The sequence below is a fragment of the Escherichia sp. Lx600-2 genome, assembly GCF_036662595.1.
In the GTDB taxonomy this organism is placed as follows: Bacteria; Pseudomonadota; Gammaproteobacteria; order Enterobacterales; family Enterobacteriaceae; genus Escherichia; species Escherichia coli.
This window is the reverse complement of record NZ_JAYQWM010000045.1, coordinates 1-26,069: the sequence shown is the minus strand read 5'-3', so window position 1 is coordinate 26,069 and position 26,069 is coordinate 1. Positions and strand designations below refer to the sequence as shown.

Here is a 26,069-nt window from a genome sequence, read left to right as displayed (position 1 = left end):
CCTCTGGATTAGCCAGCGTTAGCTTTTACGATATCGTCGATCAGTTTATTGACAGGTGCCAGGCTGATTTCACGCGCGGTGCTTACCGCTACCGGAGTGGAACGTACTTTATTTGCCAGTACCTGACCGTCACGGTTAGTGGTATTGACGCTCACCAGCGTGGATAAACCGATACGCAGCGGGTATTGCTCCAGCTGTTTCTGGTCCAGTTCGATACGCACAGGCAGACGCTGAACAACTTTGATCCAGTTACCGGTCGCATTTTGCGCCGGAAGCAGTGAGAACGCGCTACCTGTGCCCATATCCAGACCAACCACTTTACCGGTGTATTTCACATCATCGCCGTAAATATCGGTGGTGATAGTGACCGGCTGACCGATACGCATATTGGCAATCTGCGTCTCTTTAAAGTTGGCATCCACCCACATATTGGTGGCTGGAACGACCGCCATGAGCGGCGTCGTTGGGCTAATTTGCGCCCCAGGCTGTACCGCGCGGCGGGAGACATAACCGGTCATCGGACTGACAATACGAGTACGCTCCAGCGCCAGCCAGGCGTTACGTACTTCGGTGGCAGCCTGTTGCACGGCAGGCTGATCTTCCAGTTTAGTCCCCAGAATCATCGCCTGATTGGCATTGTATTGTTGAATCGCGACGTCCAGTTGCGCCTGGGCACTGGTAACGGCGTCGCGGGCGTGTTGCAGCTCTTCGCGACCAATCAGGTTGGCATTGCCCAGCGGCACACGGCGGTTGTAGTCGCTTTGTGCTTTCGCGAGGGCGATTTTTTGCACCTCAATATTCGCCTGCAACTGTTTGCTGTTAATCATCAGCTGGTGGGTTTGGCGAACGCTGGAAGCCAGTGCAGTTTTGGCTTTTTCAAACGCCTGGCGAGCATCTGTCGGGTCGAGAGTGACCAGCACGTCGCCTTCTTTTACAAAATCGGTGTTATCGGCCCAGACTTTCGTCACGCTGCCAGACACCTGAGACATAATTTGAATCTGATTCCCTGCCACGTATGCGTCATCGGTTTCTTCGAAATGACGCAGTACCAAAAACCAATAAATCCCTATCGCTACGGCAATAATTATAAAGAGCAAGGTGAGAAGGAGGAGCAGACGCTTACGTTTGCCGCTCTTCTTTACCGGTTGCTGCGGGGTTTGAGTCTCCGCATTTGCGCTCATATTGTTCTCCACGATCTTCTTAACTCATCGGCTGAGCCGACCTGCTTGCCAAAAAGGCCAGCATGTTGCGATGCTGGCCAGTCATTTTTTCTTTTATAAATCTGGATTTTTGAGCGAGATGACGCGTTAGCTCATCGCTTCGAGAACCACACCGTCTTGTTCCATCTGGTCGAGACGGGAGAGCAATTTGCGGGTGATTTGCTCGAGCTGATCTTTTTCTGTTGTGCTGAGCGCGGACCAGAGTTGATGCAGGCAGTTATGCTGCGGTGGTAAAACCTCGCGCAAAAACTCGTGACCTTTTTCCGTTAATTGCAGATGCAGGCAGCGGCGATCGTTATCGCTTTCACGACGTTCGATCCAACCGCGTTTTTCCAGTTCATCGGCAATACGCGTCGCGTTGGTACGGGATGATCCAAGAGCACAACTTAATTCAGAAGGCTGAATACTGTGGTTTTCCTGAGACTCCAGCGTAATCAACGCCATAAACAACGTCTCGTTAATCCCCTGAGCCTTCAGCATTTTATTGCGGTTCTCCAGCAGCTTGCTTTGCATGTGCATGCAAAGACGAGTCAGAAGGATCTCCTGATAAGGAAAATCTTCGTGGCGGCTGGCGCGAAATTTTAGCATTTGTTCAATGGGCGTAAACGAACTATCCATTTGGGTATGACCTCATTAATTTCAGCCGATATAGTAACGACAGTGACAAATAAAGTAAATGTATTGTTTTAGAAAAATGATTCTTGTGGGTTATATAATCGCCATCACTTTCCAGGCGAGCCCATAGGCCAGCGCACTAAGCAGTGTTGGGATGATAATGCTGCGTGTTTTATAGAAACTGGCACCCAGTACCGCGAAGCCGACCAGCGTGGGCACGAAACGGCGTGTATCGTGCATCACTTCTGGTGCGGTAGAGACAACCAGCAGAGCGCATATCGAGGCGATGCCAATGGTGTCGAGCAAAATACCTACCGCGCCACGTTTGGTTGGGCGGGCATTACCCACACGCAGGCGCAGCGGCAAATAGCGGAAGCAATAATTCGCCGCGCCAACCAGTAACCCAAGCAGCAGAACCTCATAGCTCATCGGGCGCTCCTTGCCAGAATGCCTGGATTAACGCAGTGAGGCAGCCACAGACAATGCCTGCCAGAATGGCGACGGGAATAGAAAATAGCGTTACGCCTGCAAGGGCACCAACTAACGCTGCGGTAACGCAAAGAGATTGTTTGCGCTGGAAAGAGGCGAGCAGGAAACTCATAAAGAGTGCCGGAAGCATAAAACCTAATGCTGCTTCAACGGCGGGATAACCTTGCAGCAAGCCGCTGCCGGAGAATGCCCCTATTACCGTACCAAAGACCCACGATGACCATGAACTGAAGGCAATGCCGATCATCCAGTTCTCGCTCCAGCGGCGATTATTGCGTACCAGTTTTGCGGTGGCGGCGGCAAAAACCTCATCCGTCAGGCCAAACGCCCATAGGGCGGTTTTCGATTTTTGCAGACGCTGAATAATACGGCTACGCAGTGACGGGCCATACAAAACATGGCGAACATCCATTGCCATGACGGTCAGTGCAGCAACCCACAAACTACTCCCTGCTGCCAGCATCGCGGTAATGACGAACTGGCTCGCGCCTGCATAAATGATGCAGGAGAAAAAAACGCTTTCGAGAGGAGAGAATCCCAGACGGGTCGCATTCAGACCGAACGCAAAGGCCACCGGAATATAACTAATAACAATCGGTAAACTGTCTTTGCATCCTTCCATGAAGGTCGCCGAACCAGGAGCAGGCTGTGGAGTAGGGCTTTCCATAGAGTGTACGCTTAACGATTGTTAATATTATAAATAGACTGAATGAATATCTTAACCTTATCAGACTGATGGGCTTCTTAACACCCTTATAAGTGTAAAGCCACGAAAACGGTTGCTGATTGCTTAATTTGCGGCTTCCTGACGATGAAAACCTCGCCACCAGACCAGTAAGTTAACCAGGGCAATCGTCGCGCCAGCCAGACAAACGCCAGCCCAACCGCCATGTTGCCAGGCTGAGGCTGAAATTAGCGATCCGGCGGCACCGCCAATAAAGTAGCTGGTCATGTAACCTGCGGTCAGGCGATTACGCGCATCAGGATGTATTCGATAAATTACCGTCTGGTTAGTGATATGCACGCCCTGCACGGTGAGGTCCAGCACCAGGATGCCGATAATCAGCGCCAGTACGGAAGTGTGACCAAACCAGATTGCCAGCCATGAAAGTAACAGCAGAAGCAGACCGAAAGTTGTTGTGTGGTGCGATTTGCCCTTGTCGGCAAAACCGCCCGCCGGACGAGCGCCCAACGCTCCGGCAGCTCCCGCAAGCCCAAACAGACCAATGACACCATCGCTGTAGTTAAAAGGTGGGGCGGCAAGCAAAAAGGCCATTGAGGTCCAGAGAATGCTGAAGTTGGCAAAGGTCAGGCAGCCCAGCAACGCGCGGGTGCGCAGGATCTTATCGTTGATAAACATGCTGAAAACGGAACCCAACAACTGTGGGTAGTTGAGGTGGGTTTCTGATTTCATTTGTGGCAGACCACGCCATAATGCCAGCGCCATCAGAGCCATTAACACCGAGGCAACCCAAAAGACGGTGCGCCAGCCGCCGAGGTTTGCCAGTAACCCGGCAACGGTTCGTGCCAGCAATATCCCCAACAGCAGACCGCTCATAATGGTGCCAACCACTTTGCCGCGTTTATCCGGTGAAGCCAGCGTCGCTGCCAGCGGAACCAGAATTTGTGCCACGACTGAGAATAAACCGGTTAATGCCGTACCGAGGATCATCATCGCCAGTGACTGACTGCTGGCAGTGATTAACATACCGCCCGCTGCCAGTAAGGTCATCGAGACAATCAGGCGGCGGCGTTCAAACATATCACCGAGGGGAACAAGAAACAGTAGACCTGCGGCATAGCCCAACTGCGCGGCGGTAACAATAAAGCCTGCCGAACTGGCGGAAAGGGAAAAGTTACGCGCGATGGTGTCGAGCAATGGCTGGGCGTAATAGTTACTGGCTACCGCCAGACCGGTGGCGATAGACATCAGCACGATCAGCGCCGGGCTAAGCTCATGATTAGGTTTAGTCATTATTTTTGTTCATCAGGTGATGATTAAGCTGGAAATCAATAATAGCGGATGTTGATGAATATGGGATGAAAGATAGATTGTTGAAATGTGCGGTGTGGTTTGTAGGCATGATAAGACGCGCCAGCGTCGCATCAGGCATTGTGTACAGAACGGCGGATGCGGCGTAAACGCCTTATCCGCCCGAATAAAAATTACTTCTGCGCTGCCAACGCCTCATTCACCCAGCCATCGAACTGTTGCTGGTGGGCTTTGATCCAGCCATCAACGTGGCCCTGAATATCGCCTTCTGAGGCTTTGCCGTCATGCATAATGGCGTTCTGGGCGTTAATATCTGCCACTGGCAACTGCATAATGGCAAACAGTTTCGCTGCTGCCGGGTTTTTCTCGGCCCAGGCTTTATTGGCAACGATATGCATGGTGCTGACCGGGAAGCCGTAATTCGCGCCATTCGGCAGTTTGGTATCGGCATTTTTATCGCCCGGCAGTGCAGAGAACGGCACCTGCAACCAGACCACATCTTTCCCTGGCTTCAGCTCATTACTCACCCAGTACGGCGTCCAGGTGTAGTAAAACACCGGTTTGCCCTCTTTGTAACGACTGATGGTGTCAGCCATCATCGCCGCGTAGTTCCCCTGATTATGCGTCACGGTATTGGTCAGTTCATACGCGGCAAGCTGGTGGTTGATCGCACCTTCGCAGCCCCAGCCAGGGTTACAGCCAGTCAAATCCGCTTTACCGTCGCCGTTGGTATCGAACAGTTTGGCGATCTTCGGATCTTTTAGTTGTGCGATGTTGGTGATTTTGTACTGGTCGGCGGTTTTCTTATCGATCAGGTAACCCTGTGCCGCGCCGTTAACAAATACCCCTTCACGATAAAATTTCTTATCGCCACCGGCAGCTTCGTACATGTTGTCATGCAGTGGCGTCCAGTTCACGGCGGTGAAGGTTGCATCGCCGGAAGCAAGCGAGGTGTAGCCAACGTTGTAATCCACTTCGCTGGGTTTATTGACGGTATAACCTAATTTCTCCAGCGCACGACTGACCAGCAGTGTCTGGAAGGTTTCTTCGGTGATGGTGCTTTGAACTGGATTAACAGTAATGCCTTTGCCCGGCAGATCGGCAGCAAAAGTTTGTGTAGAGATAAGCGTGGCAAACGCTGTCGCAAAAAGTACGCTATGTCGCATTGTTATTCCTTTTTTTGGCAGGGTGATATGCCCGGCGTCACCGGGCAAGTGCAGAGTTACTTAATGAATGGGCGGGTCAGCAGACCGACAGGGCCAGTGGTGTACCAGCGACGGTTGCCGCGACTGCGTGAGTCGCGCCCAACGGCCTGCGTCAGACGATCGAGGATAATGGCGAGGATCACAATCCCGACGCCGCCAACGGTGGCAAGCCCCATATCCAGACGACCGATACCGCGAAGTACCATCTGACCCAGCCCGCCGACGGCAATCATCGAGGCGATGACCACCATAGAAAGGGCCAGCATCAGCGTCTGGTTAACGCCCGCCATAATGGTCGGCATCGCCAGCGGTAACTGAACTTTGAACAGCATCTGGCGCGGGCTGGCACCGAATGAGCGCGAGGCTTCAATCAGATCCGCCGGAACCTGGTTAATCCCCAGAATGGTCAGACGGATAATCGGCGGCAGAGCAAAGATGATCGTCACCACCACGCCCGGCACGTTACCGATACCAAATAGCATGACGATTGGCACCAGATAAACAAACGCTGGCGTGGTCTGCATGGCATCAAGCAGTGGACGAATAATTTTCGCCGCTCGCGGACTTCTCGCCAGCCAGATCCCCAACGGCAAACCGATGACGATACAGAACAGCAGGGCGGTTAACACCAGCGCCAGAGTAACCATTGCCTGCGACCAGGCACCGATTGCGCCGATGGCAATCAGCGAAACCAGCGTCGCCACGCCCATTCCGACCCCGGAAATCTGCCAGGCGATGAGAGCGAAAACGATAATCGCCACCGGCGCGGGCATACCCAGCAGCAATTGCTGGAAACCGTTGAGGATATAATCAACCGGAACGCGCACGCCCTGGAAGACGGGACGGAAATGGGTAACGACCCAGTCGATCCCTTCAGTGACCCAACTGTCGAGCGGGATCAGCGTTTTATGGAACGGATCGAGAATATTAAAATGCTCGACGTTTGGCGCAGGCGTACTGGTCAGCCAGTCAGCGCCACCGCCGTCAGTCGGTGCAGTCGTCGGTGTACCCCAGGCGTCTGCGGATTGCGCGGCACTGTCCGCCGCTGGCGTGGCATCCCACGGATTATTTTGATCAGCCATTATTTACCCCCTCACGATCTAAAGCGCGCAGCAGCATTCCTTTCGAAATGATGCCGACATACTGTTGGTCCTCGTCGACCACGGGCACCGCACAGGGTGCCTGTCCGACATGAGAGAGCAACTCGCTAAGAGGCGTTTGTGCATCGACTGCTAACGGCGCATCAATCAGCGCCGCATCAAGACCTTGCTGCTGCGTTAACGCGGTTTTAAGCGAATCGATGGAGACTGCGCCGACAAACTTATTACCGCGTTCGATAACGTAGCCATATTCGCGATCTTCATCCTGCAATAATTTCAGTGCCGAACGTGGGCCGAAGCCAGGGGTTTTACGAATTAAGCCATTCGGTGTCCGGCGGGCAATATCTTTCGCACTGAATACCTGACTAATATCAACGCCACGGAAGAAGGTACGGACATAATCATTCGCCGGATTATTGAGAATTTCATCCGGTGTGCCGACCTGTACCACTTCACCATTTTGCATAATGGCAATTCGGTCGCCAATACGCATGGCTTCATCGAGATCGTGGGAAATAAAGACAATGGTGCGCTGATGTTTCGCCTGTAATTTTACCAGCTCATCCTGCATCTCGGTGCGAATTAATGGATCGAGCGCCGAGAAGGCTTCATCCATTAATAAAATATCCGGATTAATCGCTAACGCGCGGGCTAATCCCACACGTTGACGCATCCCGCCAGAGAGTTCATCCGGGTAGCTGTGGGCATAATTTTCCAGCCCGACCTGACGCAGTGCATCAATGGCTTTTTCCCGGCGTTCTTCGGCATTAATTCCGGCCAATTCCATACCAAACGCAGTATTGTCCAGCACGGTCATATGCGGCATTAAGGCAAAGGACTGGAAGACCATCGCAATCTTTTTTCTGCGCACCTCACGGAGTTCGGCGTCGGATATTTTGGCAATATCCACACCATCAATCAGTACTTGCCCGCGGGTGGGTTCAATCAGGCGATTGAGAAGGCGTACCATTGTGGATTTACCCGAGCCGGATAATCCCATGATGACAAATATCTCGCCTTCTTCAATGGCCAGACTGGCGTCTTTTACGCCAAGCGATAGCCCAGTTTTTTCCAGAATTTGTTCTTTTGAAAGTCCTTGTTCGATATATTTGAACGCTCGCTGTGGATGCTCACCAAATATTTTATAAAGATTTTTAATTTCTAATTTAATTGCCATGCAATAGAAAGATTCCTGTTATTTGTTTATGTTGATATATTACCCAATGGAAATAGTCACTTTTTTCTACCCTAACATACTGAGAATCTGAGGCAACCCCTGATGGCAAATGTGGCATGAATATTGATGCGAGCAAATCGCCGGAATTTCCCGTGATATAAGGGCTGAGAGCAAATCGAGAAAAGTTGATATTTTTTGTCAAAGATAGCGAAAAAACGCCTGAATATTGTGGTTTCAGGCGAATAATGCAACAGAGTATCAGTGTAGATCACCACAAAATATTTGCGTGATAAAAAGCTATTTGGCGGGAATTATTTCCCTGTCGCGGGTAGTGATATTTTTGAAAATAACACCCTCAGAAATTCCAGTCTTCATCTTCTGTTTCAACCGCTTTCCCCATCACATAAGAGGAGCCTGAACCGGAAAAGAAATCGTGATTTTCATCGGCATTCGGCGAAAGCGCGGCGAGGATTGCCGGATTCACTTCCGCCATTTCTGCGGGAAATAACGGTTCGTAGCCCAGATTCATCAAAGCCTTATTGGCGTTGTAACAGAGAAACGCTTTCACATCGTCAGCCCACGGGGTTTCGGCGTACAGCTCATCGGTGTATTGCAACTCGTTGTCGTAGAGTTCCAGCAACAAATCGAAGGCGAAACTCTTCAACTCTTCACGTTGTCCCAGAGATATCTTTTCCATGTTTTTCTGATATTTATAGCCTATGTAGTAACCGTGGACTGCTTCATCGCGGATAATCAGACGGATCAGGTCCGCGGTATTGGTCAGCTTTCCGCGGCTGGAAAAATACATCGGCAGCCAGAAACCGGAATAGAACAAAAAAGATTCAAGAAACACACTGGCGATTTTCTTTTTCAGCGGATCATCACCGCGGTAATGTTGCTGAATAATCTGTGCTTTTCGCTGCAACGGCGCGTTTTCTTCACTCCAGGCGTAGGCGGCATCGACATCTTTGGTCTGGCACAGCGTCGAGAAAATCGAACTGTAAGAGCGGGCATGAACCGCTTCCATAAAGCTGATATTCGATAATACCGCTTCTTCATGAGGCGTGAGTGCATCGGGCATCAGCGAAGGCGCGCCGATAACATTTTGCAGCGTGTCGAGCAGCGTCAGGCCAGTAAAAACGCGCATCGTCAGTTGTTGTTCTACGACAGTTAATGTCTGCCAGGCAGGAATATCGTTCGACAGCGGCACCTTTTCTGGTAGCCAGAAATTGCTGGTCAGGCGATTCCACACCTCCAGATCTTTATCGTCAGATATATTGTTCCAGTTGATGGCGCTGATACGTGAGAGTTTCATAGATATTCCTTAAAGTGCACAGGAGACGCAGCCTTCAATTTCAGTGCCTTCCAGCGCCATCTGACGCAGCCGGATGTAATAGAGCGTTTTGATACCTTTGCGCCAGGCGTAAATCTGCGCTTTGTTGATATCGCGAGTGGTGGCGGTATCGGGGAAAAACAGCGTCAGCGACAGCCCCTGATCGACATGGCGAGTCGCTTCCGCGTAGGTGTCGATGATCTTTTCTGCGCCAATTTCGTAAGCGTCCTGATACAGCGCCAGATTCTCGTTAGTCATAAACGGGGCAGGGTAGTAAACGCGTCCTGTTTTGCCCTCTTTGCGTATCTCTACTTTCGCCACAATCGGATGAATACTCGACGTAGCATGGTTGATATAAGAGATAGAACCGGTTGGCGGCACCGCCTGAAGATTCTGGTTGTAAATGCCGTAGCGCATCACGTCATCGCGCAGCTGCGCCCACATCTCACGGGTAGGTAACGTAATACCGCTACGGGTAAACAGTTCGCCAACTTTCGCCGTTTTCGGCTGCCAGTTCCCTTGCAGATATTGGCTAAAATATTCACCACTGGCATAGCGTGACTGTTTGAACCCGGCGAAGGTTTGACCGCGTTCGCGCGCCAGCAACATCGAGGTACGCAGTGCGTGCCAGGTGATGGCATAGAAATAGAGATTGGTGAAATCCAGTGCTTCCGGCGAACCATAAGCGATGCCTTCTCGCGCCAGATAGCCGTGTAAATTCATCTGCCCCAGTCCGATGGCGTGCGAGGCGGCATTTCCGGCTTCGATGGACGGCACGCTGCGGATATGACTCATATCTGATACTGCCGTTAAACCGCGCACGGCAGTCTCTACCGTGCGGGCAAAATCGGGGGAATCCATGGTGTGCGCAATATTCAACGAACCTAAATTGCAGGAAATATCATGGCCTGTGCGGGTATAGTCGAGATTCTCGTCATACTCTGAGGCGCTGTTAACCTGCAAAATTTCTGAGCAGAGATTACTCATATTTATGCGCCCGGCGATAGGGTTAGCACGGTTTACCGTGTCTTCATACATGATGTACGGATAGCCAGACTCAAACTGGATTTCTGCCAGTCGCTGGAAGAAATCACGGGCGTTGAGGTATTTTTTGCGAATGCGTTCATCGGCAACCAGTTCGTCATAGTGTTGGCTGATGGCCACATCGGCAAACGGCTTGCCATAAACTCGCTCTACGTCATAAGGCGAAAACAGCGCCATCTGCGCATTCTCTTTTGCCAGATGGAAAGTGATATCCGGGATCACCACGCCCAGCGACAGTGTTTTAATGCGGATTTTTTCGTCGGCATTTTCCCGTTTCGTGTCGAGAAAACGCAGAATATCGGGATGATGAGCATGTAAATAGACTGCACCAGCCCCCTGACGAGCGCCGAGTTGGTTGGCATAGGAAAATGCGTCTTCCAGCATTTTCATCACCAGAATTACGCCAGAAGATTGATTTTCAATACGTTTAATTGGCGCGCCCGCTTCTCGCAGATTCGACAGCAAAAATGCCACGCCGCCGCCGCGTTTCGACAGTTGTAGTGCGGAATTTACCGCCCGGCCAATCGACTCCATATTGTCTTCAATACGCAGCAGAAAACAGGAAACCAGTTCGCCGCGCTGCTGCTTACCGCAGTTGAGGAATGTCGGCGTGGCTGGCTGAAAGCGTCCTGACAGCATCTCATCAGTGAGCTGCGTCGCCAGTGTTTCATCGCCTTGTGCCAGCGTCAGCGCCACCATCGTGACTCGATCGGCAAAATCTTCCAGATAACGTTTACCGTCGAATGTCTTCAACGTATAGCTGGTGTAAAACTTCCATGCCCCGAGGAATGTCTGGAAACGAAAACCGCTGGTGTGTGCGTGGGCAAACAGCGTAATGACAAAGTCGCGAGGGTAGCGATTAAGAACGCTTTCATCATAGTAACCTTCGTTGACCAGCCAGTTCAGGCGCTGCTGCTGGCTACTGAAGGTCACACTGTTCGGACGCACATGCGTCGCAATAAAGGCGTCAACGGCCTGGCGGTCTTTATCGAACTGAATGCGACCTGCGCTATCGTAGAGGTTAAGCATCGCATTCAGCGCGTGGTAATCCATCGTTTCCTGCGTCAGGCATTCTGCGGTTGTCGTTGCCAAAATTCGGTTACTCCTTTACGAACGTTTTCGATATCGCTTTGCGTACCCATGAGTTCAAAGCGGTACAGCCACGGCACGCCGCATTTCCGGGCAATCACATCTCCAGCGCGGCCATACGCCTCACCAAAGTTGCGATTACCCGAAGCAATAACGCCGCGAAGCAACGCCCGGTTGTGCTCGTCGTTTAAAAAGCGAATTACCTGTCGTGGCACCGCGCCAGCCGTACCGCCGCCGCCGTAAGAGGGCACGATCAGGATGTAAGGCTCGTCTACCTGAATCCGTTCCCGCTCATTGAGCGGGATGCGCACCGCGGGCAGACCTAAACGTTCGATAAAACGCTGCGTGTTTTCGGAGCTGCTGGAGAAGTAGACGAGCTGGCTCATGCACTGGCCGCGTGTGGCGCTGGATGCAGACGGTTAATCATGTCCGGACGGAAACCAGACCAGCTAAGATCGCCAGCAATCACTACCGGCAACTGACGAAAGCCCTGAGCACGCAACGCTTCTGCCGCTTCAGGAACGCGATCGACATTAATCATTTCAAAATCAAAGCCCTGGTTTTCCATCGCCCGTTTGGTGGCGTGGCACTGAACGCAATCGTTACGAGTGTAAATAGTAATGCGCATGATTCGTATTTCCGTTTAAAATGAAGATACGGCGCGATGATACGCGTCGGGTTGTCTCTCTGTTGATACAGAGATACTAGATGTAGTTGAAAAAAGATTCAACCACACAAGATATGGGAATTTTAGATTGATTACGCCACCGGTGAATGGCTCAACGGGGTAGGGGATTTTGTGTTTTTTTGCCGGGCGCATACCCGGCAACAGCAAATTACATCCGCATGGAAACGGCCAGACGGTTAAAACAATTCATCAGCCCGATGGCAAACGTTAAATCGCTGATTTCTGCTGCGCTGAAATGCTCAAGCAAAGGCTGATAAACCTCGTCTTCCGCATGGGTTCTGGCAATATCGGTCACTGATTCCGCCCATGCCAGCGCCGCTCGCTCGCGTTCATCAAAATGATGGCTTACGCGCCAGCCTGCCAGGGCGTCCAGTTTGTGTTGTGGCACACCGGATTTGCGCAATGCTTTGCTGTGCATCTCCAGACAAAATGCGCAGCCGTTGATTTGCGAGACGCGCAAATAAATTAACTCCATCAACGTGGTATCCAGCGTGCTATTTTCCAGTGCCGTTTTGGCCTGCACCAGTGCGTTATACACTGCCGGGCTAAGTTCGTAGTAAGGCTGACGTAATGTAGTCATACAGTTTCTCCTCTTATTAACGCCCGCAATGTAGCACTATAATGGACTGCTAAAGAGAGCCATAAATTACCTAAAAAAGCAGACCATATGCCACGTTATCAGGATATCGCCCGTCAGTTAAAAACGGCTATCGAGCAAGGAGAACTGAAACCTGGCGCAAGGCTACCCTCGAGCCGTACCTGGTCGCAGGAGCTGGGTGTCTCTCGATCCACTGTCGAAAATGCTTATGCTGAGCTGGTGGCGCAGGGATGGCTGGTCAGGCGGGGACAGGCGGGTACCTTTGTCAGTGAGCAGATACATCCGCAACAGTCTGCTGTGGATGTCGTGGCTTTTGCTGGTGAAAGTCAGCAGCCGCTGCCTTTTCAGATGGGGCTACCTGCACTTGATCTTTTTCCGCGTGAATTGTGGGCGCGGGTGATGGGCCGCCGTCTGCGTACCCAGACGCGTTTTGATTTGGCATTAGGTGATGTCTGCGGCGAGGCGGCCTTGCGCGAGGCTATTGTTGATTATTTACGCGTTTCACGTGGGATTGATTGTCAGCCAGAGCAGGTCTTTATCACTCACGGTTATGCGGCCTCAATGGCTTTAATTCTGCACGCTCTGGCGCAACCGGGAGACGGGATGTGGATGGAAGATCCCGGCTTTCCGCTGATTCGCCCGATTGTCACTCGCCACGGTCTGGAAATTTTACCTGTGCCGGTTGATGACAACGGACTGGATGTCACAAGCGGAATACAAAATTATCCTGATGCGCGTTTTGCCCTGATTACTCCGGCACACCAAAGCCCGCTGGGTGTGGCACTCTCTTTAGCGCGTAGGTATCAGATACTGGAATGGGCAGAGCGTAGTCAGGCATGGATTATTGAAGATGATTACGACAGTGAGTTTCGCTATCACGGTAAGCCGTTACCGGCACTAAAAAGTCTCGACGCGCCGCAGCGGGTGATTTATGCCGGAACATTCAGCAAAGCGCTATTTCCTGCATTGCGCTGTGCGTGGCTGGTGGTGCCGGTGGAGCAGATTTCGCAATTCCGGCAGCAGGCGTCACTGGAACCATGTGCTGTACCCGTACTGTGGCAGAACACACTGGCAGATTTCATCCGTGAGGGGCATTTCTGGCGGCATCTGAAGAAAATGCGCCAGCATTATGCCCAGCGACGGCAGTGGATTGAGCAGGCACTTACGCAGCAGGGATTTCAGGTTGTGCCGCAAAAAGGCGGTATCCAGATGGTGATCAAACTAGCAGGTAATGACGTGACATTCGTGCATAAAGCCAATGCTGCTGGTCTTGCCGTACAGGCACTTAGCGACTGGCGTATCCGCTCAAGCGAGGACGGAGGATTATTGCTCTCGTTTACGAATATCGTTAGCGAAAGTATGGCGCGACAGGTAGCACAGCAATTGCGCAGTGCTTTAAATTAATAACTCCGAAGCCAGGCTTCGGGGTCCTATAAGACTGGTGACCAGGGCAAAATCCCCTGATGCGCTATGTTTTTCAGGCCTGTAGGCGGACAAGGCGTTGACGCACTGAGTACTTTTCAGAAGTCAGACTACTGCTTGTCATCGTCTCACTACGATTTACGCATGCTCAACAACGCACCGATAAAAATACCTACCGCAGCAGCAGTTCCCACGCTACACCAGGGTCTTTCACGAACAAAAGAATCCGCGCAGCCAACGGCATCGCGTGCGGCTTGCTGAACGCGAGTACGACCATGCATTCGCGCCCTGGTTTCTTTCAGCAAAGCCTGAGCTTTACTGCGTGCGGCTTCAGCTTCCCCTTTGGCGTTGCTGCCCCAGGACTTCAATACAGATTCGAGGCTGTCAGCTAATTGATTGACATCATTCTGGATATCCTGCACGCCATCATCAACGTCGTTGCGGTTCGGTCGGTTAAACATATGATCCCCCATTAGAATTCGATGTAATTTTCAGTGTAGACCATAATTTTCTTAACTGAGGTTCATCGCGGCTTTATGGACTTTTCTGAAAGCGTTGTGAATGCGCAATCAGGTAAGGTAGGCCCGCGGTTGATAATAACGAGGATCAAATATGTATTTACGACCAGACGAGGTGGCGCGCGTACTTGAAAAAGTCGGTTTTACTGTCGATGTGGTAACCCAGAAAGCGTATGGTTACCGCCGTGGGGAAAATTATGTCTATGTTAATCGCGAAGCGCGAATGGGACGTACCGCTCTGGTAATTCATCCAACATTAAAAGAACGCAGTTCGACACTGGCTGAACCCGCTTCCGATATTAAAACTTGCGATCATTACCAGCAATTTCCGCTCTATTTAGCAGGCGAGCGACACGAGCATTACGGTATCCCGCATGGCTTTAGTTCGCGTGTTGCGCTTGAACGTTATTTGAATGGTTTATTTGGCGAAGCCAGTTAAAGACGCGACTGGCGATGCCAGTCGCGAAAAGAAGAGTCAGGCTTTTACCTGCTGGTAACGGCTGACTTTAAACAGTCGGCGGCAATAATCGAGGAAGTAGCCATAAACCGCCCCCATCAACATCGAAACAACGATGTTTGAACTGACCGCCGCCATAATCTGATGCCAGTCTGCGCCCACCACTAACAAGATCGCCACATACACCGGTGACTGGAACGTCACATAAGCCAGGATATCCGCCAGATTTTTTATCCAGCCCGACGGGCTAACTTTGCGTGCCGCGCGCATAAACAGATCGCGGTACATACCGTATGGCCATGCAATTAAGATGTTCACCGGAATCGCTACCAATCTGGAATAAAAAGACTGTTCGAAGCTCATTCCGGAGAGGAAAACTTCAATACACATGTTCACGACAGAACAGTAAACAACCATCGCGAACGTATCTGCAACTGCATGACGCAAGCGTGACTGCGGTGAGAACATGCTAATGCTCCTTAATAAAGGCGTAATGGGATGTTAATGGAGATGAAAGCAGTGGATCTCATTGCCATCTGCATTTTCGCATAGCGTATATCGCTGGCTATGACTAATCAATTAGTGAAAAATTTTTATTTAGTCAGTTTTTGTAGATAAAATATTCCGTAACGGCTCGTTTTTTGTACATTGTGGATTTTTACATGCCGATATGATTTATTTTCAATTAAATCAATTAGATATGGCCTTGTCTTTAATTTCACTAATGAAAGTTTGGGGGTGAGGTAACGCTATAAGCGTAGAGAATTCGGTGTATGTCGTGACCGGGTCATTTACAGCATTTTTTATGCCAGAAAATGTACATTAACAGCAGAAAGCACCAGTGAGGGGTGTTTTCTTTTATTCTTTTATATTGCATTTTTATTCACTTCGGTTTTGTCAGGCTTGCGGAATTAGCGAGCAGAGAGCGCCACTCTGTTCACCAATAACCTAAATTACTCATCAAAATGGCTAATATATAATCTTGAAATTATTCTGAGAGTTTCAGAAAATAACAGCTGAAATAATCTCGCGCAGGACTGTAAATAGATTAAATTTTGTGGAAATATAATAAGTGATCGCTTACACTACGCGACGAAATACTTTTTTGTTTTGGCGTTAAAAGGTTTTCTTTATTATGTCCGTAATGTTACAAAGTTTAAATAACATTCGCACCCTCCGTGCGATGGCTCGCGAATTCTCCATTGACGTTCTTGAAGAAATGCTCGAAAAATTCAGGGTTGTCACTAAAGAAAGACGTGAAAAAGAAGAACAGCAGCAGCGTGAACTGGCTGAGCGTCAGGAAAAAATTAGCACCTGGCTGGAGCTGATGAAGGCTGACGGAATTAACCCGGAAGAGTTATTGGGTAATAGCTCTGCTGCTGCACCACGCGCTGGTAAAAAACGCCAGCCGCGTCCGGCGAAATATAAATTCACCGATGTTAACGGTGAAACTAAAACCTGGACCGGTCAGGGCCGTACACCGAAGCCAATCGCTCAGGCGCTGGCAGAAGGTAAATCTCTCGACGATTTCCTGATCTAATTACTGAGGCCGGATGTCACTGCTATGGCGCGTCCGGCGTCGCTTCTCAAGCTCATTGGTTCCACGGCATCTTATCTAACAACCTTGCCATCCCACAAAAACCGCTAATTCCTGCAAACAGTAACCCGGCACCAACAAAGCCGCTTAATAAGAAGAAACCGCTATTTACGGTATAACCCAGTATAACGCCGATTAATATTAAACCACCCGCAGCGATCTGCACCTGGCGCATTAACGGCAAGGGTTGAGATTTATTTACCGCTACTGGCAATCCTGCTTTTTTCCAGCCATCAATCCCATCTTCGAGTAAAAAGATTTCTGCGGGGGCGGCAATCGCTGCTAATTTATCGGCGTTATTACTGGTGCGTTTACCTGCCTGGCAGTGGAATATAATTTGCTCGCGATGTAATTTAGCCGGGAGACCTGACTGTTCCAGCACGGATAATGGAGCCAGATCTGCTTCAGGAATATGTTCACGAAGATATTCATCAGCGTCACGAATATCGATTAACTTTGCGCCGCGTGCGATTAATTCTTGTGCATCATGCGGCGAAATGGTTGTCAAAGCCATAGTGACTCCTTACGGACAATAGACATTTTTCAGGGTGGCGATAATGGCATTTACCGCCTCATTTTTAATGGAATATAGAATGCGTTGGGCATCCCGTTGGCTGTTGATAAGTCCTTCGTCCCGCATACGAGCGAGATGCTGTGATGTCGCAGAGGCGCTCAGTCCGGTAATGCGCGTCAGCTCTCCCGCGCTGGTGCCGGGGGAACCGCTAAGCATGCACAGAATCAGCAACCGTTTAGGGTGGCTCATTGCTTTCAATAAGGCCGCTGCCTGTTCGGCACTGGCCTGTAATTGCGCGAGTTCAGTCATATTTATTTAAGTATTTTCTAAATTAAGTAAACTCTAAACTAAAAATGCAACATATACCAGCCTCAGCAGCGTAAATGAGAGTAAAAGCGTAAGCTGAAACTGGCAGGCTCCGCTAAAATTACTACGCTTAAGAGATAAAATCTCTTTTTAAACAATGAGTAATTTTCTTATAGGGAGTACATATGGGTTTCTGGAGAATCGTCATCACCATCATTCTGCCGCCGCTCAGCGTGCTGCTCGGTAAAGGGTTCGGTTGGGCGTTCATTATTAATATTCTGCTGACACTGCTTGGGTATATCCCCGGTTTGATTCACGCGTTCTGGGTGCAAACCCGCGATTAAACCTGTGCTCATCCCCGCGGCGTTAACGCGCCGCGTTCCTCTGCTACACTTTCTGAGTGTTTCCGTTAACGAATGAGGTAGCTATGGGTCTGTTCAATTTTGTGAAAGATGCCGGAGAAAAACTCTGGGACGCGGTTACAGGTCAGCACGATAAAGACGATCAGGCGAAGAAGGTGCAGGAGCATCTGAACAAAACCGGTATACCGGATGCCGATAAAGTGAACATTCAAATTGCCGATGGCAAAGCGACGGTCACTGGTGACGGCCTGAGTCAGGAGGCGAAAGAGAAAATCCTTGTTGCGGTGGGGAATATTTCCGGCATTGCCAGTGTTGATGATCAGGTGAAAACGGCGACACCAGCCACTGCCAGCCAGTTTTATACCGTTAAGTCTGGCGACACTCTGAGTGCCATTTCCAAACAGGTCTACGGTAACGCCAATCTGTACAATAAAATCTTCGAAGCGAATAAACCGATGCTAAAAAGCCCGGATAAAATTTACCCGGGGCAAGTGTTGCGTATTCCTGAAGAGTAGTTAATTGCCAGCCATCGCCTGCTGGATAATGGGAATTGGCGTCAGTAAATGCTGGCGCATTAACTCACTGGCGCGCGCGGTATCTCGCGCCAGTACCGCCGCAGTCAGGGTCTGGTGCTGATCGTGTTTATCCTCCAGCATTTCCACCGAAAGCACTGTTTGTCGCAGCCAGATAAATCGATAGCGCGCCGCCAGATCAAACAACCGTTCACGCATTTGCAGCAAATAGTGAGAACCACAGCCCGCCACAATTGCCGTATGAAACGCCTGATGACGCAGATCCCACTCATCAAGCATTTTCTCGCTGGCGTCACGGGCCTCAAGCTTACTCAACAGATGCGCTTTTGCGAGAACGTCTGCCTCCCACTCATCGCCACCGCGGGCAATCGCCAGACTCACTAACATCGCTTCCATATTGGCGCGGGCATCGAAAATATCGAGCAGCTCCTGCTCTGACATAGACGCCACCCGATACCCTTTTTGATTCACCACCGTGACCAGCCGTTCCGCCACCAGTTGCGAAAGAGCTTCCCGTAACGGCCCAACGCCAAGTGCATAACGCGATGTCAGCAAACTCATTCGTAATTTTTCATCCGGTTGAAAATTACCGCGAATAATATCGTTCTTCAGCCAGCGATAGCCATCCAGAGACGTAATGGTCATGGTGTGACTCCTGATCATTATCAGCGCGTATTATGAACGGGTGTTTTTTGCCACAATACCAGTTTTTTCCAGCGCGCCATAATCGGCACGGTACAGATTATCCCTATTGCTAATAAGCCGGTGGAAATCACTTCTAACTGTTGCGCCGGGCGGAATAGCATGACCACCAACACAAAGGTAATAAAGCCAATCACCAGCCAGGTGAGCCAGGGATAAAGCCACATCCGCAGGCGGATTTCGCTTCCTTCCGCGAGCAAGATTTTACGCATCCGCAACTGTGAAACGGCAATTACCAGATAAACCAGCAGGGCGATAGCGCCGGAGCTGTCTATCAGGAATTTAAACACTTTCGCAGGTGCGTAATAGTTCACCACCACCGTTAAAAATGCCGCGCCGGTGGAGAGTAACACCGCCACGTACGGGGTTTTACTGCGGTTGATTTTACCCATTACCGCGGGCGCATCACCGCGACGGCTTAAGGAGTAGAGCATCCTGGAAGCGGTATACAGCGCCGAGTTCAGGCAACTGGTTACGGAAAGTAATATCACGCAGTCCATGATTAATTTCGCATGGGGAATATTGAGCAATTCCAGAACCGAGCGATAAGAACCAACGGCTTTCAGCCCCGGCATATTCCACGGTATTAACGCCACGACGACAAAAATAGAGCATAAATAGAAGATAGAAATACGCCAGATAACCGAGTTGGTGGCGCGGACAATATGTTTTTCCGGCGTGTCGGATTCCGCGGCGGCAATGGTGACAATTTCTGCGCCCATAAACGAGAACATGGTGATCAACATCGCGCTTAATACCGCGCCGAAGCCGTTGGGCATAAAGCCGCCGCTATCCCACAATCTTGAAATACCGCTCACGTCGGCATACGGGTAAAAACCGCTAATTGCGACTGCACCAAGGAAAATAAAGGCCAGGATAGCGATGACTTTGCACAGCGCCAGCCAGAACTCAAATTCGCCGTAGTTTTTAACGCTTAATAAATTACTGCCAGTTAAGGCGAGGGTAATGACGAGGGAAAATAACCAGATGGGAATGCCTGGAACCCACGAGTGCAGGATCATGGCGGCGATGTTGGCTTCCAGCGGGATAACCAGTACCCAAAACCACCAGTACAACCAGCCGATGGTATAACCCGCCCAACGACCAATAGCTTTATCGGCATAGGTGGAAAACGAACCGGTATCGGGCGTGGCAACCGCCATTTCCGCCAACATCCGCATAATCATAACCACCAGTAGCCCGGCGAACAGATAGGCCAGTAATACCGCCGGGCCCGCTTCGGCGATGGCGACGCTGGAACCGACAAACAGACTTGCGCCGATAACACCGGCAATAGACAACATGGTGACATGGCGTGACTTCAGCCCGCCGCCTAACTCATGTGGTTGCGATGATTGCCCCATCCTGAATCCTCTCGAAAGTGTGTCACTTGGGAGAGCGCCCCGACATTTCCCGCGTCGGGTCACGCGTATAATTGTTATTGATTCTTTTTGCCGGAGAGCGGCTCCGCCTTACCCGGCCAACATAGATTTCTTCCTGTTCACGTACAGATTGTAGGATGCGGCGTAAACGCCTTATCCGACCTACACTCTCGTAGGCCGGACAAGACGCGCAGCGTCGCCTCCGGCATGGATGCGCCGAATGTCGGATGCGGCGTAAACGCCTTATCCGATCTACATTTCCGTAGGCCGGACAAGACGCGTAAGCATCGCCTCCGGCAGGGTGCGCCGATTGTCGGATGCGGCGTAAACGCCTTATCCGACCTACACTCTCGTAGGCCGGACAAGACGCGCAGCGTCGCCTCCGGCATGGGGGCGGTGCTACTGCTTCGCCTCAGCAAAACACTGGCTGATGATCTCCAGACCCTGACGAATCTGAGCATCTTCAATGGTGAGCGGTACAAGGATGCGCAGCACGTTGTAATACGGGCCGCACGAGAGAAGAATCAGACCTTTATCGCGGGCGCGCGCCACGATCTCGGCGGTGAGTTTGGCGTCCGGCTTGTTGTGATCGCCATCTTCAAACAGCTCGATGGCGATCATCGCCCCCAGGCCGCGTACGTCGCCGATCTCAGTGTGTTTTTCGGCGATCGCCAACAATCCGTCTTTCAACTTCTGCCCCAGAACGTTAGCTTTTTGCAGCAGATTTTCCTGCTCGAACACCTTCAACACTTCCAGCGCCGCCACGCAGGCAATCGGGTTACCGGCATAGGTGCCGCCCAGCCCGCCCGGTGCGACGGCATCCATCACTTCGGCGCGCCCGGTGACGCCCGCCAGCGGGAAACCGCCTGCGATCGATTTCGCAAAGGTGGTGAGATCTGGTGCCACGCCCATTTGCTCCATCGCAAACAGCGTGCCGGTACGCCCCGCGCCGCTCTGCACTTCATCGGCAATCAGCATGATCCCGTGCTCGTCACACAGCGCGCGTAAACGCTGCATAAAAGCTGGCGTAGCGGCGTAGAAACCGCCTTCGCCCTGAACCGGCTCAATCACGATGGCGGCAATATCTTCCGGCGCCGCATCATTTTTAAAAATTCGGTGGATACTGGCGATAGCATCATCTTCACTGATGCCGTGCAGTGGGCAAGGATAAAGCGCGCGATAAACGTGCCCTGGCATCAGGCCCATGCCCGCAGAGTACGGATTCACCTTGCCGGTCAGCGCCAGCGTGTAATGCGTGCGCCCGTGATACGCGCCGCTAAAAGCGATGGTGCCGCTACGTTTGGTGGCGGCGCGGGCGATTTTCACCGCGTTTTCCACCGCTTCGGAACCGGTCGTAACCAGCAGCGTTTTCTTGGCGAAATCGCCTGGCACCTTCTGATTCATAATCTCGCACAGCTCCAGATACGGCTCGTAGGCCAGCACCTGGAAGCAGGTGTGCGACAGTTTTTTCAACTGCGCTTCCACTGCCGCAACCACTTTCGGATGCAGGTGCCCGGTATTGAGCACCGCAATGCCGCCCGCGAAATCAAGATACTCACGGCCTTCAACGTCCCACACCCGGCAGTTTTCCGCGCGATCAGCGAAAATGGGGTGAATTTGCCCAACGCCACGGGGAATCGCCTGACTGCGGCGCTGCATTAACTCTTTATTGCTGCTCATTCGCATTCTCCAGTTAAAGACCGATGCACATATATTTGATTTCTAAGTAATCTTCGATGCCATACTTCGAACCTTCACGACCCAGCCCCGAGGCTTTAATGCCGCCGAACGGGGCCACTTCATTGGAAATAATCCCGGTATTGATGCCGACGATGCCGTACTCCAGCGCTTCGCCCACGCGGAAGACGCGGCTTAAATCACGGGCGTAGAAATAGGCGGCAAGACCAAACTCGGTGTCATTGGCTTGCGCGATCACATCGGCTTCATCTTTAAAACGGAACAGCGGGGCGAGGGGGCCGAACGTCTCTTCTTTCGACACTTTGGCGTTGGCTGGAACGTCCACCAGAATGGTCGGCTGGAAGAAGTTACCGCCGCGTTCGTGTGCTTTACCACCGCAAACCACGCGTGCGCCTTTCTCCAGCGCATCGGCAATATGCTCTTCTACTTTTGCTACTGCTTTTTCATCAATCAGCGGCCCGATAGTGACGCCTTTCTCCAGCCCGTCACCGATGTGCAGTTTGCTCACCGCCTGCTGCAATTTTTCGGCAAAGCGGTCATACACGCCGTCCTGCACGTATAAACGGTTGGCGCAGACGCAGGTTTGCCCGGCGTTGCGGAATTTCGAGGCCAGTGCGCCTTCCACGGCTTTATCGAGATCGGCATCGTCAAAGACGATAAACGGCGCGTTGCCGCCCAGCTCCAGCGACACTTTTTTGATGTCTTTCGCGCACTGTTCCATTAACTGGCGGCCAATTTCGGTCGAGCCGGTAAACGACAGTTTGCGTACCAGCGGGTTGCTGGTCAGTTCATTACCCACCGCGCCCGCCGAACCGGTGACCACGTTAAACACGCCAGCCGGAATGCCCGCGCGGATCGCCAGCTCTGCCAGCGCCAACGCAGAGAACGGCGTCTGACTGGCGGGCTTCAGCACCATCGTGCAGCCAGCCGCCAGCGCCGGGCCGGCTTTACGGGTAATCATCGCCGCCGGGAAGTTCCACGGCGTGATAGCCGCGGTGACGCCAATCGGCTGCTTGATAACAATCAGGCGTTTATCGGCCTGATGACCGGGAATGGTGTCGCCATAAATGCGTTTGCCTTCTTCGGCAAACCACTCAATAAAGGAGGCGGCGTAGCTGATTTCACCTTTCGCTTCAGCCAGTGGTTTGCCCTGTTCGAGGGTCATCAGGCGCGCTAAATCGTCCTGATGCTCCATCATCAAATTGAACCAGTTGCGCAGAATGTTGGCGCGTTCTTTGGCGGTGAGCGCATGCCAGGCGGGCAGGGCGCGGTTGGCGGCGTCGATAGCGGCGCGGGTTTCATCAGCGCCCATTTTCGGCACGCTACCCAGCTTGTCGCCGTTCGTCGGATTGGTGACGTCGATGACTTCACCATTGTTGGCGTCCAGCCATTCCCCGTTAATCAACGCCTGCTGGCGGAATAAGTTACTGTCGTTCAGTTTCATCGCTACATCCTGTTTTCAAAGGTTATTGATTAAATGCGGCGTGTAAGGCATCCACACTACGTGCCGCTCGCAGCGTGCGTCCGGGGTTACTCTGGCTTGCCAACAGCGTTTGTACCTTGCTGACAATATGCGCACCAATAGGAATTGCTGATGTCGCTGCCGGGGAGGGCGCATTGCAGGTGTGGATCGTGCGCGGGGTGGTGACAAACAGAAAATCGTCAATCAGCTTGCCGTCCGGCGATACCGCCTGCGCCCGCACACCGGCGGGCCAGGGCTGGAGATCGCTTAACGAAAGCCGGGGACAATACTTTTGCACCAGCCGCAGATAGCCGCTTTTGCACAGCGAGTTTTTCATCTCGCCCAGTCCTGAGCGTAGATGGTTTTGCAGCACCCGGCGAATCCCCGACGAGCCTAAAATCTCCAGCGTGTCGCTAAATGAGAAGTCGCGCTTGCGATAGCCTTCGCGTTTGAACGCCAGCACTGCGTTTGGCCCAACGGTGACGCTACCGTCGATCATGCGGGTGAGATGAACGCCCAAAAACGGCATTGCCGGATCGGGAATGGGGTAAATCAGATGGTTAACAATCTGGTTATGCTCCGGCGCCAGGCGGAAATACTCGCCACGGAACGGGCAGATAATAAAGCCCGGTTCGAGGCCGAGCATTTTCACCAGCCGGTCAGCCATCAGCCCGGAGCAGCTAATCAGCGTCGATGCTTCATATTCACCGCCCTGACGGGTACGTATCACCACGCCGTTTTTATGCTCACTGAGGGCGCTGACTTCGGCGTTATAGATAATCTCGCCGCCTCTGGCCTGGAAGATTTTTGCCATCGCCGCCGTGACTTCGCGGTAGCTGACAATGCCGCTGGACGGCACAAAAATACCGCCAAGCCCGGTGATATTCGGTTCGCGCTCGCGCAGTTCATCGGCGTTTAACCACTCGCGCTCGATGCCGTTCGCCGCCGTGCGTTCCCATAAGGCGCGCATCCGTTCCATTTCGAGTTCAGACGTGGCGACCAGCATCTTGCCGCAGTTGTCGTAGCGAATGCCGTTTTGATCGCAAAAGGCTTTGGTGGCGCGGTTTCCCGCCAGGCAAAACTGCGCCTTCAGACTGCCGGGCGTGTAATAAACCCCGGCATGGATCACGCCGCTGTTGTGGCCCGTCTGGTGACAGGCCGGGCCGGACTCTTTTTCCAGCAACGCAATGCGGGCGTCCGGGTAGACATCAATCAGTTGCATGGCGGTCGACATGCCGATGATGCCGCCGCCAATAATCACAAAATCATACATCCGCTCAATTCCTTTGCGCTTACTGATGCGTCTGGTAGTGGTGAGTGGCGTAAGCGAAATAGCCACGCTGACGCATCAGTTCACGGCGCAGATCCGGGTGCGGAGTAAAGCGGTCGCGACCGTGCAGCCAGAACAGGTTGTTAATCAACAGGAATTTGCCAACGGGAACGGGTACAGAAAGAATGCCTTTACTGGTTTCAATGGCGTCCGAAAGCTCGCTCAACCACACGCCTTCTTCGAAGTCTTTCGGCTGGACGAACTGGTCGATATAGCGCATCACCGGGCGACCCTGCTGATCAACGTCGAACACCGGATGGAAAACATCTTTGCTGACGTTTTTACTCGGCGGCGCGGCAAAGCGCATTGGGCGGCGCGCCAGTGGGTGGTGGAAATAGTGGTCCAGATGTTCCCAGTCATCGAGATGCAGCAGCAGCGAATTTCCGCCCTGCATGTTCTGCTCGTCGATTTTCATCATCAGCACATAGTCGGTGATCTCTTCGACGTAGGTACCGTCGTTGTGCAGCTCCATTACGCGGTGCGGCTGACGCAGATAGCTGTCTGAGTTATCGACATTTTTCACTACAAAACGCGCGTAATACTGACCGCTCATCGCGTCGAAATTGGAGCGACCAATCAGATGCGCCACCGCCGTTGCCAGCTTCACCATCTCATCCGCTTGCTTCACATCATCGACCCCCACCGCATTGATCAACAACGCACCTTCAGCGCGGTTTAGCAGGGTCTTCAACAGCAACGGTTGCAGCTGATTCGCACACAGATCATCAAGAATTTTGCCTACCCGAAAACGCAGAAACGATTTGTACTCCAGCGCCTGCACGGGCCACTCGGCAACCTGTTCGAGAAACTGTTTGGTCGTCTGTTCGGTGAAGGTGAGTTCCAGCAGACGCGGGGATTGCGCCGATGGGGTGAGGGTGAATCCGCTATAGTCCTGGCCTGAATCGACAGCGTTGTTTTGTACGGCGGTCAGTGCATTCATCAGAAGCGATCCTCTTGAGGTTTCAGGGAGAGTGCGTGATGCTCATTTCGTAGCCATAATCTAAAAATATCTACATTTCTGAAAAATGCGCACAAAAGCGACATATTGTTTACTTATTGTGATCAAAAACAACAAATTAGTAACATTTAACGTAGGGTATTAAGGCAAAGTGAGACAGGAAATGAATAACTAAAGCAACAGGTTAGGGGGGAATTACCGGCTTTGTTGAATAAATCGAACTTTTGCTGAGTTGAAGGATCAGATCACGCATCTTCCCGACAACGCAGACCGTTCC

The 26,069-nt window shown here is 51.8% G+C and carries 28 protein-coding genes; 5 read left to right on the top strand and 23 right to left on the bottom strand.

Going from position 1 to position 26,069, the window contains the following annotated elements; all coding sequences use genetic code 11:
- Positions 1 to 8: 8 nt before the first annotated feature.
- The 13 genes from emrA to OQV04_RS15920 all read right to left on the bottom strand — a co-directional run bounded on the left by emrA (position 9) and on the right by OQV04_RS15920 (position 12,533).
- Positions 9 to 1,181 (bottom strand): multidrug efflux MFS transporter periplasmic adaptor subunit EmrA, encoded by a 1,173-nt coding sequence (emrA, locus tag OQV04_RS15980; protein ID WP_001295175.1) that lies wholly within the window; start codon positions 1,179 to 1,181, stop codon positions 9 to 11.
- 126 nt (positions 1,182 to 1,307) lie between these two features.
- On the bottom strand, positions 1,308 to 1,838 hold the full coding sequence (gene emrR / locus OQV04_RS15975; protein WP_000378442.1) for a multidrug efflux transporter EmrAB transcriptional repressor EmrR: 531 nt from the start codon (positions 1,836 to 1,838) through the stop codon (positions 1,308 to 1,310).
- Between the two features lie 90 nt (positions 1,839 to 1,928).
- Positions 1,929 to 2,264, bottom strand: a complete 336-nt coding sequence (ygaH, locus tag OQV04_RS15970) for an L-valine transporter subunit YgaH (protein WP_000119749.1) — start codon at positions 2,262 to 2,264, stop codon at positions 1,929 to 1,931.
- Positions 2,254 to 2,991, bottom strand: coding sequence for an L-valine exporter subunit YgaZ (gene ygaZ, locus OQV04_RS15965; RefSeq protein ID WP_000445658.1), 738 nt, complete (start codon positions 2,989 to 2,991; stop codon positions 2,254 to 2,256). The genes ygaH and ygaZ overlap by 11 nt, the downstream gene beginning before the upstream one ends.
- Positions 2,992 to 3,114: 123 nt before the next feature.
- Positions 3,115 to 4,299, bottom strand: coding sequence for an MFS transporter (locus OQV04_RS15960; RefSeq protein WP_032281479.1), 1,185 nt, complete (start codon positions 4,297 to 4,299; stop codon positions 3,115 to 3,117).
- Positions 4,300 to 4,490: 191 nt separating this feature from the next.
- Positions 4,491 to 5,483, bottom strand: coding sequence for a glycine betaine/L-proline ABC transporter substrate-binding protein ProX (proX, locus tag OQV04_RS15955; protein ID WP_001216525.1), 993 nt, complete (start codon positions 5,481 to 5,483; stop codon positions 4,491 to 4,493).
- Positions 5,484 to 5,539: 56 nt separating this feature from the next.
- A complete protein-coding gene (proW, locus tag OQV04_RS15950; RefSeq protein ID WP_045177008.1) occupies positions 5,540 to 6,604 on the bottom strand; it encodes a glycine betaine/L-proline ABC transporter permease ProW in 1,065 nt (354 codons plus the stop codon).
- Positions 6,597 to 7,799, bottom strand: a complete 1,203-nt coding sequence (gene proV / locus OQV04_RS15945) for a glycine betaine/L-proline ABC transporter ATP-binding protein ProV (RefSeq protein ID WP_000985483.1) — start codon at positions 7,797 to 7,799, stop codon at positions 6,597 to 6,599. Before proV ends, proW begins: the two co-directional genes overlap by 8 nt.
- A 355-nt stretch (positions 7,800 to 8,154) precedes the next feature.
- Complete coding sequence (gene nrdF / locus OQV04_RS15940; protein WP_032281477.1) at positions 8,155 to 9,114, bottom strand: class 1b ribonucleoside-diphosphate reductase subunit beta; 960 nt, start codon at positions 9,112 to 9,114, stop codon at positions 8,155 to 8,157.
- A 9-nt stretch (positions 9,115 to 9,123) separates the two neighbouring features.
- The gene (gene nrdE / locus OQV04_RS15935) at positions 9,124 to 11,268 is read right to left on the bottom strand and encodes a class 1b ribonucleoside-diphosphate reductase subunit alpha (protein WP_032281476.1); all 2,145 of its coding nucleotides are present in this window, start codon (positions 11,266 to 11,268) and stop codon (positions 9,124 to 9,126) included.
- The gene (gene nrdI, locus OQV04_RS15930; RefSeq protein WP_000080947.1) at positions 11,241 to 11,651 is read right to left on the bottom strand and encodes a class Ib ribonucleoside-diphosphate reductase assembly flavoprotein NrdI; all 411 of its coding nucleotides are present in this window, start codon (positions 11,649 to 11,651) and stop codon (positions 11,241 to 11,243) included. Before nrdI ends, nrdE begins: the two co-directional genes overlap by 28 nt.
- On the bottom strand, positions 11,648 to 11,893 hold the full coding sequence (gene nrdH / locus OQV04_RS15925; protein WP_001223223.1) for a glutaredoxin-like protein NrdH: 246 nt from the start codon (positions 11,891 to 11,893) through the stop codon (positions 11,648 to 11,650). Before nrdH ends, nrdI begins: the two co-directional genes overlap by 4 nt.
- 208 nt (positions 11,894 to 12,101) lie before the next feature.
- Positions 12,102 to 12,533, bottom strand: a complete 432-nt coding sequence (locus OQV04_RS15920) for a carboxymuconolactone decarboxylase family protein (RefSeq protein ID WP_000209792.1) — start codon at positions 12,531 to 12,533, stop codon at positions 12,102 to 12,104.
- Between the two features lie 87 nt (positions 12,534 to 12,620).
- On the opposite strand from OQV04_RS15920, the gene pdxR reads away from it, so the two are divergent.
- Positions 12,621 to 13,955, top strand: coding sequence for a MocR-like pyridoxine biosynthesis transcription factor PdxR (gene pdxR, locus OQV04_RS15915; protein ID WP_032281475.1), 1,335 nt, complete (start codon positions 12,621 to 12,623; stop codon positions 13,953 to 13,955).
- A gap of 149 nt (positions 13,956 to 14,104) precedes the next feature.
- Here the strand turns inward: pdxR and OQV04_RS15910 are convergent, their stop codons facing one another.
- The gene (locus tag OQV04_RS15910; RefSeq protein WP_032281474.1) at positions 14,105 to 14,434 is read right to left on the bottom strand and encodes a DUF883 domain-containing protein; all 330 of its coding nucleotides are present in this window, start codon (positions 14,432 to 14,434) and stop codon (positions 14,105 to 14,107) included.
- A 151-nt stretch (positions 14,435 to 14,585) separates the two neighbouring features.
- Here OQV04_RS15910 and OQV04_RS15905 point away from each other — a divergent pair, with 151 nt between their 5' ends.
- Positions 14,586 to 14,930 carry a DUF2002 family protein gene (locus OQV04_RS15905; protein WP_000281320.1) on the top strand — a complete coding sequence of 115 codons (345 nt, stop codon included), beginning with the start codon at positions 14,586 to 14,588 and terminating at the stop codon, positions 14,928 to 14,930.
- A 36-nt stretch (positions 14,931 to 14,966) separates the two neighbouring features.
- Here the strand turns inward: OQV04_RS15905 and alaE are convergent, their stop codons facing one another.
- Entirely contained in the window at positions 14,967 to 15,416 is a 450-nt protein-coding gene (gene alaE, locus OQV04_RS15900) for an L-alanine exporter AlaE (protein WP_000492656.1), read from the bottom strand.
- Positions 15,417 to 16,083: 667 nt separating this feature from the next.
- Between alaE and stpA the strand changes: the two genes are divergently transcribed.
- Entirely contained in the window at positions 16,084 to 16,488 is a 405-nt protein-coding gene (gene stpA / locus OQV04_RS15895; RefSeq protein ID WP_247806623.1) for a DNA-binding protein StpA, read from the top strand.
- Between the two features lie 52 nt (positions 16,489 to 16,540).
- On the opposite strand, the gene ygaP is transcribed toward stpA, so the two are convergent.
- Together ygaP and OQV04_RS15885 are read right to left on the bottom strand one after the other, a co-directional pair.
- Positions 16,541 to 17,059, bottom strand: coding sequence for a thiosulfate sulfurtransferase YgaP (gene ygaP / locus OQV04_RS15890; RefSeq protein ID WP_099145281.1), 519 nt, complete (start codon positions 17,057 to 17,059; stop codon positions 16,541 to 16,543).
- A gap of 9 nt (positions 17,060 to 17,068) precedes the next feature.
- Positions 17,069 to 17,368, bottom strand: a complete 300-nt coding sequence (locus tag OQV04_RS15885; RefSeq protein WP_000137282.1) for an ArsR/SmtB family transcription factor — start codon at positions 17,366 to 17,368, stop codon at positions 17,069 to 17,071.
- A 182-nt stretch (positions 17,369 to 17,550) separates the two neighbouring features.
- On the opposite strand from OQV04_RS15885, the gene OQV04_RS15880 reads away from it, so the two are divergent.
- Both OQV04_RS15880 and kbp read left to right on the top strand, forming a co-directional pair.
- Positions 17,551 to 17,709, top strand: coding sequence for a YqaE/Pmp3 family membrane protein (locus OQV04_RS15880; RefSeq protein WP_032281472.1), 159 nt, complete (start codon positions 17,551 to 17,553; stop codon positions 17,707 to 17,709).
- A gap of 83 nt (positions 17,710 to 17,792) precedes the next feature.
- The gene (kbp, locus tag OQV04_RS15875) at positions 17,793 to 18,242 is read left to right on the top strand and encodes a potassium binding protein Kbp (protein ID WP_000522415.1); all 450 of its coding nucleotides are present in this window, start codon (positions 17,793 to 17,795) and stop codon (positions 18,240 to 18,242) included.
- On the opposite strand, the gene csiR is transcribed toward kbp, so the two are convergent.
- From csiR to glaH, 6 genes are all read right to left on the bottom strand, one after another.
- The gene (gene csiR, locus OQV04_RS15870; protein WP_000156821.1) at positions 18,243 to 18,905 is read right to left on the bottom strand and encodes a DNA-binding transcriptional regulator CsiR; all 663 of its coding nucleotides are present in this window, start codon (positions 18,903 to 18,905) and stop codon (positions 18,243 to 18,245) included.
- A gap of 20 nt (positions 18,906 to 18,925) precedes the next feature.
- Positions 18,926 to 20,326 carry a GABA permease gene (gabP, locus tag OQV04_RS15865; RefSeq protein ID WP_032281471.1) on the bottom strand — a complete coding sequence of 467 codons (1,401 nt, stop codon included), beginning with the start codon at positions 20,324 to 20,326 and terminating at the stop codon, positions 18,926 to 18,928.
- 417 nt (positions 20,327 to 20,743) lie between these two features.
- Positions 20,744 to 22,024 carry a 4-aminobutyrate--2-oxoglutarate transaminase gene (gabT, locus tag OQV04_RS15860; protein ID WP_032288274.1) on the bottom strand — a complete coding sequence of 427 codons (1,281 nt, stop codon included), beginning with the start codon at positions 22,022 to 22,024 and terminating at the stop codon, positions 20,744 to 20,746.
- 13 nt (positions 22,025 to 22,037) lie between these two features.
- On the bottom strand, positions 22,038 to 23,486 hold the full coding sequence (gabD, locus tag OQV04_RS15855) for an NADP-dependent succinate-semialdehyde dehydrogenase (RefSeq protein WP_032288273.1): 1,449 nt from the start codon (positions 23,484 to 23,486) through the stop codon (positions 22,038 to 22,040).
- 22 nt (positions 23,487 to 23,508) lie between these two features.
- The gene (gene lhgO / locus OQV04_RS15850) at positions 23,509 to 24,777 is read right to left on the bottom strand and encodes an L-2-hydroxyglutarate oxidase (protein ID WP_001613643.1); all 1,269 of its coding nucleotides are present in this window, start codon (positions 24,775 to 24,777) and stop codon (positions 23,509 to 23,511) included.
- Positions 24,778 to 24,796: 19 nt separating this feature from the next.
- Complete coding sequence (glaH, locus tag OQV04_RS15845; protein ID WP_032281468.1) at positions 24,797 to 25,774, bottom strand: glutarate dioxygenase GlaH; 978 nt, start codon at positions 25,772 to 25,774, stop codon at positions 24,797 to 24,799.
- Positions 25,775 to 26,069: the final 295 nt, after the last annotated feature.

Bases quoted from the DNA above. Each gene is read 5' to 3' on its own strand.
- emrA (WP_001295175.1), bottom strand. From the start codon at position 1,181: ATGAGCGCAAATGCGGAGACTCAAACCCCGCAGCAACCGGTAAAGAAG.
- emrR (WP_000378442.1), bottom strand. From the start codon at position 1,838: ATGGATAGTTCGTTTACGCCCATTGAACAAATGCTAAAATTTCGCGCC.
- ygaH (WP_000119749.1), bottom strand. From the start codon at position 2,264: ATGAGCTATGAGGTTCTGCTGCTTGGGTTACTGGTTGGCGCGGCGAAT.
- ygaZ (WP_000445658.1), bottom strand. From the start codon at position 2,991: ATGGAAAGCCCTACTCCACAGCCTGCTCCTGGTTCGGCGACCTTCATG.
- OQV04_RS15960 (WP_032281479.1), bottom strand. From the start codon at position 4,299: ATGACTAAACCTAATCATGAGCTTAGCCCGGCGCTGATCGTGCTGATG.
- proX (WP_001216525.1), bottom strand. From the start codon at position 5,483: ATGCGACATAGCGTACTTTTTGCGACAGCGTTTGCCACGCTTATCTCT.
- proW (WP_045177008.1), bottom strand. From the start codon at position 6,604: ATGGCTGATCAAAATAATCCGTGGGATGCCACGCCAGCGGCGGACAGT.
- proV (WP_000985483.1), bottom strand. From the start codon at position 7,799: ATGGCAATTAAATTAGAAATTAAAAATCTTTATAAAATATTTGGTGAG.
- nrdF (WP_032281477.1), bottom strand. From the start codon at position 9,114: ATGAAACTCTCACGTATCAGCGCCATCAACTGGAACAATATATCTGAC.
- nrdI (WP_000080947.1), bottom strand. From the start codon at position 11,651: ATGAGCCAGCTCGTCTACTTCTCCAGCAGCTCCGAAAACACGCAGCGT.
- nrdH (WP_001223223.1), bottom strand. From the start codon at position 11,893: ATGCGCATTACTATTTACACTCGTAACGATTGCGTTCAGTGCCACGCC.
- OQV04_RS15920 (WP_000209792.1), bottom strand. From the start codon at position 12,533: ATGACTACATTACGTCAGCCTTACTACGAACTTAGCCCGGCAGTGTAT.
- pdxR (WP_032281475.1), top strand. From the start codon at position 12,621: ATGCCACGTTATCAGGATATCGCCCGTCAGTTAAAAACGGCTATCGAG.
- OQV04_RS15910 (WP_032281474.1), bottom strand. From the start codon at position 14,434: ATGTTTAACCGACCGAACCGCAACGACGTTGATGATGGCGTGCAGGAT.
- OQV04_RS15905 (WP_000281320.1), top strand. From the start codon at position 14,586: ATGTATTTACGACCAGACGAGGTGGCGCGCGTACTTGAAAAAGTCGGT.
- alaE (WP_000492656.1), bottom strand. From the start codon at position 15,416: ATGTTCTCACCGCAGTCACGCTTGCGTCATGCAGTTGCAGATACGTTC.
- stpA (WP_247806623.1), top strand. From the start codon at position 16,084: ATGTCCGTAATGTTACAAAGTTTAAATAACATTCGCACCCTCCGTGCG.
- ygaP (WP_099145281.1), bottom strand. From the start codon at position 17,059: ATGGCTTTGACAACCATTTCGCCGCATGATGCACAAGAATTAATCGCA.
- OQV04_RS15885 (WP_000137282.1), bottom strand. From the start codon at position 17,368: ATGACTGAACTCGCGCAATTACAGGCCAGTGCCGAACAGGCAGCGGCC.
- OQV04_RS15880 (WP_032281472.1), top strand. From the start codon at position 17,551: ATGGGTTTCTGGAGAATCGTCATCACCATCATTCTGCCGCCGCTCAGC.
- kbp (WP_000522415.1), top strand. From the start codon at position 17,793: ATGGGTCTGTTCAATTTTGTGAAAGATGCCGGAGAAAAACTCTGGGAC.
- csiR (WP_000156821.1), bottom strand. From the start codon at position 18,905: ATGACCATTACGTCTCTGGATGGCTATCGCTGGCTGAAGAACGATATT.
- gabP (WP_032281471.1), bottom strand. From the start codon at position 20,326: ATGGGGCAATCATCGCAACCACATGAGTTAGGCGGCGGGCTGAAGTCA.
- gabT (WP_032288274.1), bottom strand. From the start codon at position 22,024: ATGAGCAGCAATAAAGAGTTAATGCAGCGCCGCAGTCAGGCGATTCCC.
- gabD (WP_032288273.1), bottom strand. From the start codon at position 23,486: ATGAAACTGAACGACAGTAACTTATTCCGCCAGCAGGCGTTGATTAAC.
- lhgO (WP_001613643.1), bottom strand. From the start codon at position 24,777: ATGTATGATTTTGTGATTATTGGCGGCGGCATCATCGGCATGTCGACC.
- glaH (WP_032281468.1), bottom strand. From the start codon at position 25,774: ATGAATGCACTGACCGCCGTACAAAACAACGCTGTCGATTCAGGCCAG.